Origin of the sequence: Nocardioides sp. LMS-CY (assembly GCF_018732145.1) — a bacterium.
GTDB classification, from domain to species: domain Bacteria; phylum Actinomycetota; class Actinomycetes; order Propionibacteriales; family Nocardioidaceae; genus Nocardioides; species Nocardioides soli.
The window spans coordinates 3,827,370-3,841,231 of sequence record NZ_CP076104.1; the positions used below are offsets into that span (position 1 = coordinate 3,827,370).

16 protein-coding genes are annotated in these 13,862 nt (G+C 73.0%); 6 read left to right on the forward strand and 10 right to left on the reverse strand.

Annotation, left to right across the window (positions count from 1 at the left end; all coding sequences use genetic code 11):
* Positions 1–24: 24 nt before the first annotated feature.
* Genes KM427_RS18225 through KM427_RS18235 form a run of 3 tightly spaced genes read right to left on the reverse strand, consistent with a single transcriptional unit; the run spans position 25 to position 2,483 of the window.
* Entirely contained in the window at positions 25–603 is a 579-nt protein-coding gene (locus tag KM427_RS18225; RefSeq protein ID WP_215524833.1) for a cupin domain-containing protein, read from the reverse strand.
* Between the two features lie 9 nt (positions 604–612).
* On the reverse strand, positions 613–1,269 hold the full coding sequence (locus KM427_RS18230) for an isochorismatase family protein (RefSeq protein ID WP_215524834.1): 657 nt from the start codon (positions 1,267–1,269) through the stop codon (positions 613–615).
* Positions 1,270–1,280: 11 nt separating this feature from the next.
* Entirely contained in the window at positions 1,281–2,483 is a 1,203-nt protein-coding gene (locus tag KM427_RS18235) for a CaiB/BaiF CoA transferase family protein (RefSeq protein WP_215524835.1), read from the reverse strand.
* 32 nt (positions 2,484–2,515) lie between these two features.
* Between KM427_RS18235 and KM427_RS18240 the strand changes: the two genes are divergently transcribed.
* Entirely contained in the window at positions 2,516–3,412 is an 897-nt protein-coding gene (locus tag KM427_RS18240; protein WP_215524836.1) for a hydroxymethylglutaryl-CoA lyase, read from the forward strand.
* 9 nt (positions 3,413–3,421) lie between these two features.
* On the opposite strand, the gene KM427_RS18245 is transcribed toward KM427_RS18240, so the two are convergent.
* Positions 3,422–3,715 (reverse strand): helix-turn-helix domain-containing protein, encoded by a 294-nt coding sequence (locus KM427_RS18245; protein WP_183593403.1) that lies wholly within the window; start codon positions 3,713–3,715, stop codon positions 3,422–3,424.
* Between the two features lie 164 nt (positions 3,716–3,879).
* Here KM427_RS18245 and KM427_RS18250 point away from each other — a divergent pair, with 164 nt between their 5' ends.
* Together KM427_RS18250 and KM427_RS18255 are read left to right on the forward strand one after the other, a co-directional pair.
* Complete coding sequence (locus tag KM427_RS18250) at positions 3,880–4,233, forward strand: DUF6907 domain-containing protein (RefSeq protein WP_215524837.1); 354 nt, start codon at positions 3,880–3,882, stop codon at positions 4,231–4,233.
* A 96-nt stretch (positions 4,234–4,329) separates the two neighbouring features.
* Positions 4,330–4,809: a hypothetical protein gene (locus KM427_RS18255; RefSeq protein ID WP_183593401.1), complete on the forward strand. Its 480-nt coding sequence runs from the start codon at positions 4,330–4,332 to the stop codon at positions 4,807–4,809.
* 116 nt (positions 4,810–4,925) lie between these two features.
* Here the strand turns inward: KM427_RS18255 and ilvC are convergent, their stop codons facing one another.
* The 5 genes from ilvC to KM427_RS18280 form a co-directional block, all read right to left on the reverse strand.
* On the reverse strand, positions 4,926–5,954 hold the full coding sequence (gene ilvC / locus KM427_RS18260) for a ketol-acid reductoisomerase (protein ID WP_286674201.1): 1,029 nt from the start codon (positions 5,952–5,954) through the stop codon (positions 4,926–4,928).
* A 30-nt stretch (positions 5,955–5,984) separates the two neighbouring features.
* Entirely contained in the window at positions 5,985–6,539 is a 555-nt protein-coding gene (gene ilvN, locus KM427_RS18265) for an acetolactate synthase small subunit (RefSeq protein ID WP_183593400.1), read from the reverse strand.
* Positions 6,536–8,293 (reverse strand): acetolactate synthase large subunit, encoded by a 1,758-nt coding sequence (locus KM427_RS18270; protein ID WP_183593399.1) that lies wholly within the window; start codon positions 8,291–8,293, stop codon positions 6,536–6,538. Before KM427_RS18270 ends, ilvN begins: the two co-directional genes overlap by 4 nt.
* 264 nt (positions 8,294–8,557) lie before the next feature.
* Positions 8,558–9,241: a 4a-hydroxytetrahydrobiopterin dehydratase gene (locus KM427_RS18275; RefSeq protein ID WP_215524838.1), complete on the reverse strand. Its 684-nt coding sequence runs from the start codon at positions 9,239–9,241 to the stop codon at positions 8,558–8,560.
* Positions 9,238–9,654: a VOC family protein gene (locus tag KM427_RS18280; protein WP_215524839.1), complete on the reverse strand. Its 417-nt coding sequence runs from the start codon at positions 9,652–9,654 to the stop codon at positions 9,238–9,240. Before KM427_RS18280 ends, KM427_RS18275 begins: the two co-directional genes overlap by 4 nt.
* Before the next feature lie 170 nt (positions 9,655–9,824).
* Between KM427_RS18280 and KM427_RS18285 the strand changes: the two genes are divergently transcribed.
* The 3 genes from KM427_RS18285 to KM427_RS18295 are packed head-to-tail and all read left to right on the forward strand — an operon-like array spanning position 9,825 to position 13,174.
* Entirely contained in the window at positions 9,825–10,535 is a 711-nt protein-coding gene (locus tag KM427_RS18285) for a hypothetical protein (RefSeq protein WP_215524840.1), read from the forward strand.
* Positions 10,536–10,578: 43 nt separating this feature from the next.
* Positions 10,579–12,519 (forward strand): sensor histidine kinase, encoded by a 1,941-nt coding sequence (locus KM427_RS18290; RefSeq protein WP_215524841.1) that lies wholly within the window; start codon positions 10,579–10,581, stop codon positions 12,517–12,519.
* On the forward strand, positions 12,512–13,174 hold the full coding sequence (locus KM427_RS18295; RefSeq protein ID WP_215524842.1) for a response regulator transcription factor: 663 nt from the start codon (positions 12,512–12,514) through the stop codon (positions 13,172–13,174). Before KM427_RS18290 ends, KM427_RS18295 begins: the two co-directional genes overlap by 8 nt.
* Here KM427_RS18295 and KM427_RS18300 read toward each other — a convergent pair.
* Entirely contained in the window at positions 13,128–13,862 is a 735-nt protein-coding gene (locus KM427_RS18300) for a GNAT family N-acetyltransferase (RefSeq protein WP_215524843.1), read from the reverse strand. The genes KM427_RS18295 and KM427_RS18300 overlap by 47 nt on opposite strands.

Sequence of the window (13,862 nt, forward strand, 5' to 3'; positions counted from 1 at the left end):
CCGAGAAGTGCAGGGCCTCGATCCTCAGCCCCAGTGGTGGACGATCGCCTGCCCGGCGCGGGCGGGCACGACGTCCCCGGCCGGCACGTGCGCCCAGGTGGCGTCGGCGGTCCAGAGCACGTCGACGTCGGCGTCGAAGGCCTGCTCGGGCAGCTGGTCGTGGACGGTGACGGTGCCCACCAGCTCGGCGTGCGGCCCGCGCTGCTGCCCGGCGACCAGCGCGGCCACCGAGGCGGTGCCGGCGTCGGCGGCCTCGCCGTCGGTCCAGCCGCCGCCGGGCCCGGAGAACCACACCACCGCCCGGGTGTCGTCCTGGACCGAGGTCGCCGCGCGAGTAGCCCGCGGCTCGACCACCAGGTAGTCGCCGAGGCCGGCCGTGACGCCGCTGATGCTCAGCGCGCCGGAGAGGATCACCATCTCCTCCCCCGCCGGCTGGTGGCCGACGGCGTCGCGGCTCCAGCCCGGCGGGAACTGCACCAGGACGGTGCGGGTCTGTCGCTCGGCGTCGGCGTGCAGCAGCACGAGTCGCGCGGGCAGGTCCGAGCCGGCGATGTGGTGCTCGCGCCACTCGAGGTCGGCGGCGTCCAGGTCGACGAGGGTCATCGGTTCTCCTCAGGCTTGATCGGTGGCTGATCGGTCGGCGGGGTGGGTGGTCAGGTGGTCCACGACCTCGGCCTCCGAGAGCACGTCGGCGTACTTGGAGTCGAGGTCGAAGAGGTTCTGGTCGTGGGTGGCCGGATCGCGGTCGCCGCACGCGTCGGCGACCACGACCGGCCGGAAGCCGTGCTGCAGCGCGTCGAGCGCGGTCGCGCGCACGCAGCCGCTGGTGGAGAAGCCGGTGACGACGACCGTGTCGACGCGCCCGGCGGTCAGGGTCGCGACCAGGCTGGTGCCGAAGAACGACGAGGCGTACTGCTTGCTCACCACGACCTCGCCCGGCAGCGGGGCCGGCGCGGGCGGGAACCCGGCGTACGGCGAGCCGTCCTCGAAGACGCTCAGCCCCGGCACCTTGACCCCGAACCAGCCCGCGTCCGCGCCGCCCGGCGCCAGCCGCACCGCGGTGAACACGACCGGGTGCCCGGCCCCGCGGGCCGCGTCGACGACCCGCTCGACGCTGGCCCGGGCGCTCTCGAAGCGGCCGCCGGCGTCGGTGAGCGGGCCGCCCTCGAGGTAGGCGGTCACCACGTCGACGACCACCACCGCCGGCCGGCCGCCCCAGCCGATCCGGCCGCGGAAGCCCACACCGGCGTAGTCGTCCTCACGGCTCACCGGGCGGTCCATCAGATGACGCCGGACTCGGCGAGCTCCGCCCGCCGGGCCGCGTCGAGCCCGAGGAGGTCGCCGTACACCTCGTCGTTGTGCTGCCCGAGATCCGGACCGGTCCAGCGGATGCTGCCGGGGGTGGCGGAGAGCTTGGGCACGACGTTCTGCATCGCCAGCTCGCCGAACCTCGGGTCGGCGACCCGGATGATCGCATCGCGGGCGATGAAGTGCGGGTCGCTGAGCATGTCGGCCGCCTTGTAGATCCGACCGGCGGGCACGCCCCCCTCGTGCAGCAGCGCGAGCAGCGCGTCGGAGTCGTGCTTCGCGGTCCAGACGGCGATGTGGTCGTCGAGCTCCTGCTGATGCTCGCCGCGACCGGAGTGGTCGTGGTACCGACTGCCCTCGGCGGCCAGCTCGGGCTCGTCCATGAGGGCGGCGAGCCGGCCGAAGACCGAGTCCTGGTTGGCGGCGATCAGGATCAGCTGGCCGTCGGCGGTCGGGTAGACGTTGCTGGGCGCGACGTTCGGGAGCACCGCGCCGGTGCGCTCGCGCTGGTAGCCCTGCACGTCCCACTCGGTGACCGTCGACTCCATCATCGCGAGCACGGCCTCGTAGATCGCGCTGTCGACGACCTGCCCCTCGCCGGTGACGTCGCGGTGCCGCAGCGCGGCGAGCGCACCGATGGTCGCATGCATCGCCGCGAGTGCGTCGCCGATCGAGATCCCGGTGCGCGAGGGCTGCCGGTCGGGCTCGCCGGTGATGTAGCGCAGCCCGCCCATCGCCTCGCCGATCGAGCCGTAGCCGGCGCGCGACGAGTACGGCCCGGTCTGGCCGTAGCCGCTGACCCGGACCAGCACCAGTCGCGGGTTGATCTCGCGGAGCCGGTCGTACCCGAGCCGCCACCTCTCGAGCGTGCCGGGGCGGAAGTTCTCGACGAAGACGTCGGCCTGCCTGATCAGCTCGACGAGGAGGTCCTGGCCGGCGGCCTCGCGCAGATTGAGCGTCACCGAGCGCTTGTTGCGGCCGACGACCGGCCACCACAGCGAGCTGCCCTCGGACTTCTCGCGGCCCCACTGGCGCATCGGGTCGCCGACGCCGGGCGGCTCGACCTTGATCACGTCGGCGCCCAGGTCGCCCATCAGCTGACCGGCGAACGGCCCGGCGAGCAGCTGGCCCGCCTCGATCACGCGCACCCCTGCCAGAGGTCCCACACTCGTCATAGCTCGATCATATATCCGATAGACTTGTCTCCATGCCGGATGTCCAGATCGTCGAGGTCGCCCCCCGTGACGGGCTGCAGAACGAGCAGCGCCTCGTCTCCACCGAGGACAAGGTGACGCTGGTACGCCGGGCGCTCGACGCGGGGCTGCGCCGGGTGGAGGTGACGGCGTTCGCCCACCCCGAGCGGGTGCCCCAGATGGCGGACGCGGAGACCGTGATGGCCGAGGTGCGCGACGACCCGCGCCTGCGCTCGATCGGCCTGGTGCTGAACCGGCGCGGGCTGGACCGGGCCATCGCGGCCGGCTGCGACGAGGCCACCGTCGTCGTGGTCTGCTCCGACGGGCTGGCGGTGCGCAACCAGGGCGTGGACACCGCCACCCAGGTCGCCGCCTGGCGGGCGATGGCCGACGACGCGCGCGCGGCCGGCCTGGCGACCACGGTGATCCTCGCGGCGGCGTTCGGCTGCCCCTTCGACGGCGAGGTGGCGACCTCCCGGGTACTGGAGGTCGCCCGCGCCGTGCTCGACGCCGGCCCCGACGAGCTGGCGATCGCGGACACGATCGGCGTCGGGGTGCCCGCCCAGGTGCGCTCGATCGTCGCGGGCCTGCGCATCCTCGCCCCCGACCTGCCCCTGCGCGCCCACTTCCACAACACCCGCAACACCGGCTATGCCAACGCGGTGGCCGCGATCGAGTCCGGCGTGGGCGTGCTCGACGCCTCCGCGGGCGGCATCGGCGGCTGCCCGTTCGCCCCTGGAGCCACCGGCAACATCGCCACCGAGGACCTCGCCTACCTGCTCGAGCGCTCCGGCGTCCCCTCGGGCGTCGACCTCCCCGCGATCGCCGCCACCGGCACCTGGATCAGCGAGCTGGTCGGCTACTCCCAGGCGCCCGCCATGCTCGGCCGCGCGGGCGGCTTCCCGCGCTAGTGGCCGCGGTCAGCGGCCCGCCGTCAGGTCCGGCAGCTCGGCCGGCAGCAGCTCCGGCAGCGGGATCTCGAGCACCTGGCTCAACGCCACGAGCGTGGTCAGGCGCGGGTTCATCGGCGTGCCCGGTCGGGACTCGCCCTTCTCGAACTTCTGGTACGTGTACGCCGCGATCCCCGCCGCATGGGCGACCCGCTCCTGACTGAGCCCCTTCGCCTCGCGAGCGCGCAGCAGGTTCAGGCCCAGGTCACGCGCGAAGGTCTCCCAGGTGAGATCGACCTTCTTCTCGACCCTCTTGCGCGCCACACCGACCAGCCTGCTGGCGCCGCCTGCACCAGATGGCCATACGAGTATGGGAATCTATGGATGGTCCAACCGAATCCGGACGGCCGAGCCGGGCCGACAGCGAGTGTCGGTGGCTCGACCTAAGGTACCGGGGAAGCACGAAGCGACGGCACGGAGACGATGGCATGACCGAGGAGCGAGCCTCGCCTGAGTCACGCGGACCGGGCCGCCCTTCGTGGCTGCACGAGCCGTGCCCCGAGTGGTGCACGCGCGTCCACCGGGAGTCCGACCACCCCGAGGACCGCAGGCACCAGGACGACGGGGTCGCCATCGCCGCGGTCGCCGGCGACGTCGACCCCGACACGTTGACCATCCACCCGCGGTCGACGGAGCTGACGGTGCGGCGCTTCCTCCCGGTCGGCCCGCCACATCGCAGCTGGTGGCAGATCGAGGACAGCGAGGGACGCTCCAGCCGACTCCTGCTCTCCGACGAGAGCGCCCGGGCCCTGCTCGCCGTCCTCACCGATCGGATCCACTGACCCGCCGACCCCGACCCTCCGGAGTGGTGGACCGCGACATGTGGCAATCTATAGATGGCCATACTCATATGGCCATCCGAGAGAGCGGAGGTCACGATGGCGATCCGGGTCGACGACATCAGCGTCATCCATTCCGACCATCGGGTGGTGCCCCGGGCCGCAGACCTCGCGGACGCGTACCTGCGCGCGCTCGCGAGGTACGTGCAGGAGGTCGGGCCGCCGGTCACGATGCGCCTCCGCACCGTCCGGACGGGGCGCGGGCGGAGCCGCAGCAAGCGCCGGTGCCTGATCCTGCGGCCGAGGCGGCCCCGGCTGCGCCGCTACCAGACCGCGCACTGGGCCGTGCCGCGCGGCGCCGCCCTGGACATCGGCTACTGCCTGCTCGGCGGCGAGTACGTCGCCGGCCGCGACCTCGGCCCGATCCGGTTCGACGCCCCGAGCGAGGCCGACGTCTCCGAGATCTTCGCCATCGTCGAGATGGTGGAGGACTACGCCGTCGTCCCCGCGCTCCACGAGGTCGTCGCGGCCGTCACCCCCGGCGGGCCGCCCGGCGGACGCGGCTTCCTCGACACCTGAGGCCCGTCCCGTGACCGGCCGAGGGGACGCCGCGTCACCGACGGCGCAGCCGGGCCCGAAATCGACAAGTCGGCGCGTCCACGACCAGGTCGTGGACGCGCCGACTCGTGGCTGGGTCAGCGGGTGGCGGTGCCCTCGGTGTAGTCCGAGTCGTGCGACTTCACCCAGGCCATCAGCTTGCGCAGCTCGCGACCGGTCTGCTCGATCGGGTGCTGCTCGCCCTTCTTGCGCAGCTCGGTGAACTCCGGCGAGCCGGCATCCTGGTCGTCGATGAAGCGCTTGGCGAACGTGCCGTTCTGGATGTCGGCGAGCACGGCCTGCATGTTGGCCTTCACCTCGGGGGTGATGACGCGCGGGCCGGAGACGTAGTCGCCGTACTCCGCGGTGTCGGAGACCGACCAGCGCTGCTTGGCGATGCCGCCCTCGTACATCAGGTCGACGATCAGCTTGAGCTCGTGGAGGCACTCGAAGTAGGCGACCTCGGGCTGGTAGCCCGCCTCGGTGAGGACCTCGAAGCCGTACATGACGAGCTGCGAGGCGCCACCGCAGAGGACGGCCTGCTCACCGAAGAGGTCGGTCTCGGTCTCTTCGGTGAAGGTCGTCTTGATGCCGCCGGCGCGCAGGCCGCCGATCGCCTTGGCGTACGACAGCGCGAGCGGCCAGGCGTTGCCCGACTCGTCCTTCTCGACGGCGACGAGTACGGGGACGCCGCGGCCGTCGACGTACTCGCGGCGGACCAGATGGCCCGGGCCCTTCGGGGCGACCATGAAGACGTCGACGCCAACGGGGGGCTCGATGAAGCCGAAGCGGATGTTGAAGCCGTGGCCGAAGACCAGGGTGTCGCCCTCGGCGAGCTGCGGCGCGATCTCCTCGGCGTAGAGCTTCCGCTGGTGCTGGTCGGGGGCGAGGATGACGATGACGTCGGCCTCCTCCGCGGCCTCGGCCGGCGTCCGGACCCGCAGGCCCTCGGCCTCCGCCTTGGCGCGGCTCTTCGAGCCCGGCTGCAGGCCGACCCGCACGTCGACGCCCGAGTCGCGCAGGGACAGCGCGTGGGCGTGGCCCTGGCTGCCGTAGCCGATGACCGCGACGTTCTTGCCCTGGATCAGGGACAGGTCCGCGTCGTCGTCGTAGAACATCTCAGCCACTGGGGCTTCTCCTTCTCGTTGTGTTACTGATCAGCCCGCGGCAGGCGGGGCGGGGATGGTCACCGGGCGCAGGGTGCGCTCGGAGATGGAGCGGGAGCCACGGCCGATGGCGACCATGCCCGACTGGACGAGCTCGCGGATGCCGAAGGGCTCGAGCACCCGCAGGAGGTCCGCCAGCTTGTCGGCGTTGCCGACCGCCTGGATCGTGATCGCGTCGGGGGCCACGTCGACCACCTTCGCACGGAAGAGCTGGACGGCGTCCAGCACCTGCCCGCGGGCCTCGACGTCGGCCTTGACCTTGACCAGCAGCAGCTCGCGGTTGACCGAGGCGGAGCCGTCGAGCTCCACGATCTTGATCACCTCGACGAGCTTGTTGAGCTGCTTGGTGACCTGCTCGAGGGGGGTGCCCTCCACGTCGACGACGATCGTCATCCGGGAGACCTCGGCGTGCTCGGTCGGGCCGACCGCGAGCGAGTCGATGTTGAAGCCGCGGCGGCTGAAGAGCCCCGCGATCCGGGCCAGCACGCCGGGCTTGTTCTCGACGAGCACCGACAGCGTGTGCTTGGTGTTCTGCGTCGTGGTCACGGGCGGAGCTCCACATCTGCGTCGTCGTCGAACTTCGGGGCCAGGTCGCGGGCGTACTTGATGTCGTCGTTGCTGGTGCCGGCGGCGACCATCGGCCAGACCATCGCGTCACGGTGCACGCGGAAGTCCACGACGACGGGGGCGTCGTCGATCTCCATCGCCTTGGTGATCGTGGCGTCGACGTCGTCCGGGCTCTCGCAGGCCAGGCCCACGCAGCCGTAGGCGTCGGCGAGCTTGACGAAGTCGGGGACCCGCTTGGAGTGCAGGTCGGTGTTGGAGTAGCGCTCGTTGTAGAACAGCGACTGCCACTGCCGGACCATGCCGAGCGACTCGTTGTTGATGATCGCGACCTTGATCGGGATGTCGTTGATCGTGCAGGTGGCCAGCTCCTGGTTGGTCATCTGGAAGCAGCCGTCGCCGTCGATGGCCCACACGGTCGCGTCGGGGCGGCCGACCTTGGCGCCCATCGCCGCCGGCACGGCGTACCCCATCGTGCCGAGGCCCCCGGAGTTGAGCCAGGTGTTGGGGTGCTCGTAGCCCACGAACTGCGCGGCCCACATCTGGTGCTGGCCGACGCCCGCGGCGTACACCGCCTCGGGGCCCGCGATCGCGCCGAGCCGCTCGAGCACGTACTGCGGCGAGAGGCTGCCGTCGGCCGGCTTGTCGTAGCCGAGGGGGTAGGTCTGCTTGATGCCGGCGAGGAAGGCGACCCAGGCCTCGTAGTCGCCGGTGTGGCCGGCGTCGATCTCGGCCCGGAGCGCGACGACCAGGTCGCTGATCACCTCGCGGCAGTCACCCACGATCGGGACGTCGACCGCGCGGTTCTTGCCGATCTCGGCCGGATCGATGTCGGCGTGGATGACCTTCGCGCCCGGGGCGAACGAGTCGAGGTTGCCGGTCACCCGGTCGTCGAAGCGAGCACCCAGGCTGATGATCAGGTCGGACTTCTGCATGCCCGCGACCGCCGCGACGGTGCCGTGCATGCCGGGCATGCCGAGGTGCTGCGGGTGGCTGTCGGGGAACGCACCGCGGGCCATCAGCGTGGTCACGACCGGCATGCCGGTCAGCTCGGCGAGCACCCGCAGCTCCTGGGCCGCCCGGGCGCGGATCACGCCGCCGCCGACGTAGAGCACCGGGCGGCGCGACTCCAGGATCAGCCTGGCCGCCTCGCGGATCTGCTTGGAGTGCGGCCGGGTCACCGGGCGGTAGCCGGGGAGGTTGAGCTCGGTCGGCCACGCGTAGGTCGTCATCGCCTGCAGCGCCGACTTCGCGACGTCGACCAGGACCGGGCCCGGGCGACCGGTCGAGGCGATGTGGAAGGCCTCCGCGACCGTGCGCGGGATCTCGGCGGGGTCGGTGACCAGGAAGTTGTGCTTGGTGATCGGCATCGTGATGCCGCGGATGTCGGCCTCCTGGAAGGCGTCGGTGCCGATCATCGCGGCACCGACCTGGCCGGTGACGGCCACCAGCGGGACGGAGTCCATGTGGGCGTCGGCGATCGGCGTGACGAGGTTGGTGGCACCCGGGCCGGAGGTCGCCATGCAGACGCCCACGCGGCCGGTGGCGGCGGCGTACCCCTGCGCCGCGTGGCCGGCGCCCTGCTCGTGGCGCACCAGGATGTGCCGGATCGAGGAGTCCATGAGGGGGTCGTACGCCGGGAGGATGGCGCCGCCCGGGATCCCGAAGATCTCCGTGGTGCCCGCGGCCTCCAGCGATCTGATCAGGCTCTGCGCGCCCGTCATCTGCTCGCTCATCGATCTGACTTCCCTCTACTAGTGCTGCCGTGCCTGACCAACAAAAAACCCCTCGGCCCGGCTTGGGCGACGAGGGGTCGACGTGCGCGCTGGAGTCGGTCTCGACTCAGCCCACACGTCGCGTGCGTACAAGAATGTCCTTGCGCATGACCCCAACGGTAGCGGCCCGACCCGTTCGCCCGCATCCGAGTGTGACAGGAGTCCCAGCATCCGGGACAGCGATCCCGAGATGCGGTCGGGCCCGGCCGCGGCAGCACGCCCGTCTCAGCCGACCTCCGAGCGGCCCTCCGGGGTGCACACGCACGCCTTGTTGCCCTCCGGGTCGGCCAGCACCCAGAACGCGGGAGCCGCCTCGTCGGAGACCAGGGTCCCGCCGGCGGCGAGGGCCGCGTCGATCCGGTCCTGCGCCCGCTCGATGGGAACGATGACGTCGAGGTGCCAACGCTGCCGGGGCGTCTCGTGGGCCTCGGTGCGCTGGGTCCAGACGGCCGGCAGGCGACCGGCGCCGTCGAGGATCTCGCGCCCGGGGTAGATCCGGCTGTCGTCGTACCCGAGCAGGGCCCGCCAGAACGGCAGTACGGTCGCGTGGTCGGCGGTGTCGAGGCCGAGCTCGAGCGCGACGATCGCGTCGGGCGCCGCGGCCACACCCCGGGCGGCCGCCAGCTCGCTGATCCGCCGGGCCAGCCGCAGGTCGCGGTCGGTCACCCCGCCCACGTCGTGGCTGAGCAGCCGCACCGAGAGGTGGGGGTAGCGGAGGTCGAGGTCGGGATGGTGACCGGCCTCCTCGGCCGCGGCGGCGATGGCGTCGGCGAGCGCGATGCCGGTCGCGAAGTCGCCGGTCGCGAAACGCGCGTGCAGCGCACCCACCAGCCAGCGCCAGTCGCCGAGGCCCAGCGCCTTGACCTCGTCGTAGCCGCGGATGGTCCTGTCGGTCTGGTTGTCGGTCATGGCAGCACCACCTGTCCGATCGGTCCGGGGTTGTAGGCGATCTCCCAGCGGTAGCCGTCGGGATCGCCGAAGTAGCCGGTGTAGCCGCCCCACTCGCGCACGACGGCCGGGCTCACCGGATCGGCGCCCGCGGCCCGCGCGGTCGCCAGGACGGCGTCGACCTCGTCGCGGGTCGGCACGTTGTGGGCGAGCGTGATCGGCACCAGGCCGGGCCCGCGCCGGATCTCCCCCACCTCGGCCTCGAACCCGCCCTCGGCCCACAGGGACAGCAGCAGGTGCTGCCCGAGCTGGATCATCAGCACGTCGCCGGGCACTTCGAGCGCGGCCTGCCACCCCAGCCCGTCGACGTAGAAGGCCCGGGTCGCCTCGAGGTCGCGCACCGCGAGGGTGACGAAGCTCAGTCGCTGGTCCACCTCCCCACCTTGGCACAGCCGTCCGACACCCGACACCGGCCACCGGACGGGGGGATCGGCGGAGCCTGGCGCCCGCTGCCCGGCGATTCGGGACGCGCCGCCCTGACGGCCGGGACGCCGGGTGGTCGAACGTGGGGTCGTCATCGTCCGAGACCTGAGGAGCAGCGCCCGTGGCCACCACCAGCAGCACCCGAGCGGCACTCGACGCCCGCCCGCGCCCGGTGGCGCCGACCGTCGGCCGCGGCTGGGCGATCGTCGGTGCGGCGGCCGGACTGCTCGGGATCGTCGGGATCCAGGCGTCGCTGCGGATCGACGCGGCGTACGACGAGCGCTACGCCGGGGACGCCGGGCGGATCACCGACCGGCTCGGCGACTTCGTCCCCCAGCTGCTGACCCTGCACCTGGCGATGACCGGCGCCGCCGTCCTGCTCCTGATCTTCGCGGCCGGCCTGCGCCGTCGGCTGCAGGGCCAGGCGCCGGCGGTGAGCCTGCTGCCGGACATCGCGGCCGGTGGCCTGCTGCTGACCTCGGTCGCCGCGCTGATGGGCGCGGCGTTCAGCACCGAGGTGATCTTCGGGCTCGAGAGCGACGACGCGCCTCTGGACCCGGAGTTCGCGGCCGTCGTCGGCCACTGGGTCGGCACCGTGCCCTGGCTCTGGGTCGGCGCCGGCGTCACCGGCGTCGCCGTCGCGGTCGCCGCCCTGCGGCACGCGGCGGCGCCCCGATGGATCGGCTGGCTCGCCGCCGTGCTCGGCGGCGTGACGCTGCTCGTCGGCCTCTCGCCGCTGCAGTACCTGGCCGGCTTCACCGGCCCCGTCCTCGTGCTGGTGCTCGGGCTGGGGTTCACCTTCGGCGACCGGCGCCCGAGCCCGACGGACTGACAACGTGCTGGTTCGATCCCTCCGGACCGGCATCCCAGACCCGATGCCCGCCCCCCACTCGAGCATCGGGCGAACCCGGGCGGCCACGGCCATCGCCGTGGCCGCCTGGGCACTCGCCGTCCTGTCCGTCGCCCTGCTGGTCGTGGGCCAGCCGCCGGTCGACGAGAACCTGCTCTTCTTCCTCGTCGACATCACCGTCGCGTGCGTCTACGGGACGGTCGCGGCGGTGATCCTGGTGCGCCGGTCGCACCCGGTCCCCTGGCTGCTCGCGATCGCCGCCGTGGGCGGCGGACTGGCGGCCTTCGGCTTCGCGCACAGCAGCGCCCTCGACCAGAGCACGCTCACGGGGACCGACGCGATCGCCCGGCTGGCGAACACGGCCTGGGTGCCGGGCACCCTGGCGCTCTTCCTGGTCGTCCCCTGGCTGGTGCGCGACCACCCGCTCCGGCTGGAGTGGGTGGGCCTGGCCGCGGGCGCGACGCTCAGCGTGGCCACCGGCGTGGCGGTGATCCTGGACGACGAGGCGCCGCACCTCGACGAGATGTACTGGTGCGCGATCGGGCTCGGGCTCGTCACCGCGCTGTCCGTGGCGTGGCGCCGCCGGTTCGGGCCGACCGGGGAGCGCAACGGGCTGGGCTGGCTCGCGGTGGGCACCGCGATCCTCGCCGTGTCGTTCGTGCCGGTGCTCACCACGATCCCCTGGCTGCCCTACTGGCTCACGCCGGTCCTGCACCTGGCCTCGCAGGCGGTCTTCCCGGCGGCCGTGCTCGTCGTGGTCCTGCGCAACCGGCTGTGGGACCTGCAGCTGGTCGTCAGCCGCGCCGTGCTGGGCGGGCTCCTCACCGGCGGCCTGCTCGTCGTCTACCTGGCGGTGACCCTGCTCCTCGGCGAGCTGTTCCCCGGCGACGGCGTACCGCAGCTGCTGGCGGCGGGCACCGTGGCGGCCGCGGTCCAGCCGCTGCGCCTCACCGCGGGCCGGCGGGTGCGCCGACTCGTGTACGGCGACGCGGCCGATCCGCACCGGGTGGCCCGGCGGCTCGGCACCCAGCTGGTCTCGAGCGACTCGACCGACGAGCTGCTGGCGGGCCTGACCGCCGACCTCGGGGAGTCGATGCGGCTGGAGTCCGTGATCGTGGTCAGCGACGCGCTGGCCCCGGTCAGGTGGGGCGAGCCGAGCGGTCCGGGCGCCGAGGTCGAGCTGCGGCACAGCGGTGAGCTGGTCGGCCTGCTCCAGGTCACCGCGCTGCCGGGCGCGCAGCTGTCGGCCCGCGACCTCAGCACCCTGCGCGACGTCGCCTCGGTGGTGGCGGCCGCCGTCGTGATCGGGCGCGGCGCGGCGGACCTGGAGGAGCTGCGCAGCCGCCTGGCCGCGGCGCGGCTCGAGGAGCGCCGGGTGCTCCGCCGCGAGATCCACGACGGCCTCGGGCCGTCGCTGGCCGGCATCAGTCTCGGCCTCCAGGGCGCGCGCAACCTGCTGCTGACCGACGCGCGCGCGGGCTACGAGCTGCTCGCCCACCTGCAGGGCGAGGTGGAGACGGCGGCCAACAGCGTCCGCGGCCTCTCCCACCACCTGCTGCCGCCGGTGCTCGACGAGCTCGGGCTGGTCCCGGCGCTGACCGAGCTCGCCGGACGCTTCGACAGCGGGGCGCTCCACGTCACCGTCGAGGCGGACCGCTTCGACGGTCTCGACCCGCGGGTGGCCGCGGCGGCGTACGGCATCGTCGGCGAGGCGCTCACGAACGTCCTCCGGCACTCGGCCGCCGACCACTGCCGCATCGTCGCCCGGCGGCATCCCGTCGGCAGCCTGCTGCTCGTGGTCGCCGACGACGGCCGGGGCCGCGACGGCGACGCGACCGTCGGCGTCGGCACCCGGTCGATGCGCGAGCGGGCCGAGGAGCAGGGCGGCACCCTCGAGGTCCGCGATCGGATCGGCGGCGGCACCGAGGTCGTCGCTACGCTCCCTCTCGTGGTGACCCATGGCTGAGAGATCGATCCGCGTCGCCGTCGTCGACGACCACCCCGTCTTCCGGCTCGGGATGGCCGGCCTGCTCGGCTCGCTCGACGGGATCGAGGTCGTCGCGCAGGCCGAGGACGCCACCCGGGCGCTGGAGCGGATCGACGCGACCGTCGACGTCGTGCTCATGGACCTCCACCTCGGCGACGACTCCGGCATCGAGACCACCCGCGACCTGGTGCGCGCCCTCCCGGACCTGGCGGTGCTGGTCATCACCATGGACGAGGACGACGAGTCCGTGGTGGCGGCGATGCGCGCCGGGGCGCGCGGCTACCTGCTGAAGAGCGCGTCGCCCGCCGAGGTCGAGCGTGGCATCCGGGCCGTCGCGAACGGCGAGGCGATCCTCGGACCCCAGGTGGCCGCCCGCGCGATGGCGACGCTGACCTCGGGCCGGACGGCCGTGCGGGTGCCCTTCCCCGAGCTCTCCGACCGCGAGCGCGAGGTGCTGGACCTGCTCGCCCGCGGCTACGACAACGCCACGATCGCCCGCCGGATGGTGCTCTCCCCCAAGACCGTCCGCAACCACGTCTCCAACGTGCTCACCAAGCTCGGCGTCCCCGACCGGGCGCAGGCCATGATCAAGGCGCGTGACGAGGGGTTGGGCGGCGACGGATCCGGGCAGTGAGGTCGCTCAGCGCGGTGCGCTGGGCACCGGCGGCGTCGAAGTTGGCGGGGTCGAGCCAGCCCTCGTGGGCCGCGCGGACGGCCGGCCACTCGGTGTCGGTGACCGAGTACCAGTCGGTGTCGCGGTTGCGACCCTTGGTCACCAGGTGGTGGCGGAACCGCCCCTCGTAGGCGAAGCCCAGCCTCGCCGCGGCCCGTCGGGACGGCTCGTTGAGCGAGTCGCACTTCCATTCGAACCGGCGGTAGCCGAGGTCGTCGAAGGCGTACCGCATGGTCAGGTGGATCGCCTCGGTCGCGGCCCGGGTGCGCTGGAGCGCGCGCGAGAAGAGGACGCCGGCGATCTCCACCTGGCCGTGCGCCGGCTCGATCCGCTGGTACGCCGCGAGCCCCTGCGCGGTCGACCCGACCGGCACGATGACGAACGTCTCCATGCCCGGCGCGGCGAGGTGCTCCTCGACGTGGGCCGCCATCGCGGGCACGTCGACGGGCGGGTCGGCGGGGCGGTAGGTCCACAGCGGCGGGTCCGCCGGGCCGCACAGCGCGGCGTGCAGGTCGGCCGCGTGCGCGACCGCGAGCGGCTCGAGCGCGACGTACCGGCCCTCCAGCCGCACCGGCGCCGGCCAGGGCCGCCGGCTCCAGCCCCCGACGAGGTCGCCCACCTGCTGGTCGTGCTCGTTGGTCTCGGGCAT

Coding starts and splice junctions, on each gene's coding strand:
- KM427_RS18270 (WP_183593399.1), bottom strand. CDS start 8,293: ATGAGCGAGCAGATGACGGGCGCGCAGAGCCTGATCAGATCGCTGGAG.
- KM427_RS18225 (WP_215524833.1), bottom strand. CDS start 603: ATGACCCTCGTCGACCTGGACGCCGCCGACCTCGAGTGGCGCGAGCAC.
- KM427_RS18275 (WP_215524838.1), bottom strand. CDS start 9,241: ATGACCGACAACCAGACCGACAGGACCATCCGCGGCTACGACGAGGTC.
- KM427_RS18255 (WP_183593401.1), top strand. CDS start 4,330: ATGGCGATCCGGGTCGACGACATCAGCGTCATCCATTCCGACCATCGG.
- KM427_RS18295 (WP_215524842.1), top strand. CDS start 12,512: ATGGCTGAGAGATCGATCCGCGTCGCCGTCGTCGACGACCACCCCGTC.
- KM427_RS18290 (WP_215524841.1), top strand. CDS start 10,579: ATGCCCGCCCCCCACTCGAGCATCGGGCGAACCCGGGCGGCCACGGCC.
- KM427_RS18250 (WP_215524837.1), top strand. CDS start 3,880: ATGACCGAGGAGCGAGCCTCGCCTGAGTCACGCGGACCGGGCCGCCCT.
- KM427_RS18300 (WP_215524843.1), bottom strand. CDS start 13,862: ATGCCCGAGACCAACGAGCACGACCAGCAGGTGGGCGACCTCGTCGGG.
- KM427_RS18240 (WP_215524836.1), top strand. CDS start 2,516: ATGCCGGATGTCCAGATCGTCGAGGTCGCCCCCCGTGACGGGCTGCAG.
- KM427_RS18235 (WP_215524835.1), bottom strand. CDS start 2,483: ATGACGAGTGTGGGACCTCTGGCAGGGGTGCGCGTGATCGAGGCGGGC.